The organism is Clostridium ihumii AP5, assembly GCF_000612845.1.
GTDB classification, from domain to species: Bacteria; Bacillota; Clostridia; order Clostridiales; family Clostridiaceae; genus Clostridium_J; species Clostridium_J ihumii.
Genome location: NZ_CCAT010000078.1, coordinates 1 through 2,970, shown reverse-complemented (window position 1 = coordinate 2,970; position 2,970 = coordinate 1). Strand labels below are relative to the sequence as shown.

The following is a 2,970-nucleotide window of genomic DNA, read 5'->3' as shown; positions in this document are numbered from 1 at the left end:
GAGTTAGTACTCTAAAAACTGAATAACATTTGTAAGATTAAATAATCTTGGTCAAGTCCTCGATCTATTAGTATCGGTAAGCTACATACATTGCTGCACTTACACCTCCGACCTATCAACCAGGTAGTCTTCCTGGGATCTTACCCTTACGGTGGGAAATCTTATCTTGAAGTTGGCTTCGCGCTTAGATGCTTTCAGCGCTTATCCATTCCGTACATAGCTACCCAGCCATGCCCTTGGCAGAACAACTGGTACACCAGAGGTACGTCCATCCCGGTCCTCTCGTACTAAGGACAGGTCTCCTCAAATTTCCTACGCCTGCGACGGATAGGGACCGAACTGTCTCACGACGTTCTGAACCCAGCTCGCGTACCACTTTAATGGGCGAACAGCCCAACCCTTGGGACCTACTACAGCCCCAGGATGTGATGAGCCGACATCGAGGTGCCAAACCTCCCCGTCGATGTGGACTCTTGGGGGAGATAAGCCTGTTATCCCCAGGGTAGCTTTTATCCGTTGAGCGATGGCCCTTCCATGCGGAACCACCGGATCACTAAGTCCGACTTTCGTCCTTGCTCGACCTGTATGTCTTGCAATCAAGCTCTCTTCTGCCTTTACACTCTACGCACGATTTCCGACCGTGCTGAGAGAACCTTTGAGCGCCTCCGTTACTCTTTGGGAGGCGACCGCCCCAGTCAAACTGCCCACCTGACAGTGTCCCAATACCTGATTCAAGGTATCTGGTTAGAATCTCAGTACTACAAGGGTGGTATCCCAAGGATGGCTCCACCAAGACTGGCGTCCTGATTTCATAGCCTCCCACCTATCCTGTACATGTAGCACCAAAATTCAATGTCAAGCTACAGTAAAGCTCCATGGGGTCTTTCCGTCCTGTCGCAGGTACCCGGCATCTTCACCGGGATTACAATTTCACCGAGTCTGTTGTTGAGACAGTGCCCAAATCGTTACGCCTTTCGTGCGGGTCGGAACTTACCCGACAAGGAATTTCGCTACCTTAGGACCGTTATAGTTACGGCCGCCGTTTACTGGGGCTTAAGTTCACTGCTTCGGATAAATCCTAACAGATCCCCTTAACCTTCCAGCACCGGGCAGGCGTCAGCTCCTATACATCGTCTTGCGACTTAGCAGAAACCTGTGTTTTTGGTAAACAGTCGCTTGGGCCTATTCTCTGCGGCCACCTCGGGCGTTAACCCTAACGTGGCACCCCTTCTCCCTAAGTTACGGGGTCATTTTGCCGAGTTCCTTAACAACAGTTCTCTCGCTGGCCTTAGGATACTCTCCTCACCCACCTGTGTCGGTTTGCGGTACGGGCACCTTTAATCTCGATAGAAACTTTTCTCGACAGTGTGAAATCAGCTACTTCGCTACTTAATTTCGCTCCCCATCGTACCCCAGCATTATCATGGCGGATTTGCCTGCCTTGACTGCCTCAGTACTTAGCCACACATAACCAACAGTGTGGTTAGCTTATCCTACTGTGTCATTCCATCTCTCAAACGATTATCGGTGGTACAGGAATCTCAACCTGTTGTCCATCACCTACGCCTTTCGGCCTCGGCTTAGGTCCCGACTAACCCAGGGCGGACGAACCTTCCCCTGGAAACCTTGGGTTTACGGCCCGTGGGATTCTCACCCACGTCTCGCTACTCATGCCAACATTCTCACTCCTATACTGTCCACACGTCCTTACGGTCATGCTTCAGCCTGCATAGGAAGCTCCCCTACCTATCATAAATGATATCGTAGCTTCGGTAGTAAGTTTTAGCCCCGGTAATCTTCGGCGCAGGATCACTCGACCAGTGAGCTATTACGCACTCTTTAAATGAGTGGCTGCTTCTAAGCCAACATCCTGGTTGTCTATGCAATCCCACATCCTTTACCACTTAACTTACATTTAGGGACCTTAGCTGACGATCTGGGCTGTTGCCCTCTCGACTATGAATCTTATTACCCACAGTCTGACTCCCAAGTATAAAATAACGGCATTCGGAGTTTGATAATCTTCGGTAAGCGCAATGCCCCCTAGGATATTCAGTGCTCTACCTCCGTATTTCTCAACCTTGAGGCTAGCCCTAAAGCTATTTCGGGGAGAACCAGCTATCTCCGAGCTCGATTGGAATTTCACCGCTATCCACAAGTCATCCCCGAGCTTTTCAACGCTCGTGGGTTCGGACCTCCACGAAATTTTACTTTCGCTTCATCCTGCTCATGGATAGGTCGCTCGGTTTCGGGTCTACGACAGCAAACTTAACGCCCATTTAAGACTCGGTTTCCCTTCGGCTCCGTACCTTAAGTACTTAACCTCGCTACATATCGTAACTCGTTGGCTCGTTCTACAAAAAGCACATCGTCACACATATAAAGTGCTTCGATCGGTTGTAGGCACAGGGTTTCAGGTTCTATTTCACTCCCCTTCCGGGGTTCTTTTCACCTTTCCCTCACGGTACTTCTCCACTATCGGTCACTAGGTAGTATTTAGCCTTGGGAGGTGGTCCTCCCTGCTTCCCACAAGGTTTCACGTGTCTCGTGGTACTCTGGATCAGAACTTGAAAACTTCCATTTTCGTCTACAGGTCTATTACCTTCTACGGAGTAGCTTTCCAGCTATCTTCGACTAATTCCTGTCTTCTTTGATGTTCTGTCCACAACCCCAAAGTCAAAGACTTTGGTTTGGGCTCTTTCCATTTCGCTCGCCGCTACTCAGGAAATCGATTTTTCTTTCTCTTCCTCCGGGTACTTAGATGTTTCAGTTCCCCGGGTTTACCTCCATATACCTATGTATTCAGTATACAGTACTTAACGAAGTTAAGTAGGTTTCCCCATTCGGAAATCTTTGGATCACAGGCTATGTGCGCCTACCCAAAGCTTATCGCAGCTTATCACGTCCTTCATCGGCTCCTAGTGCCAAGGCATTCACCCTGCGCCCTTTGTAGCTTGACCAGTTATTAAA

General features: G+C 49.3%; 1 rRNA gene. It reads right to left on the bottom strand.

The window, feature by feature from the left end:
• Window positions 1-47 precede the first annotated feature (47 nt).
• Window positions 48-2,960, bottom strand: a 23S ribosomal RNA gene (locus tag BN346_RS15780).
• Window positions 2,961-2,970 lie beyond the last annotated feature (10 nt).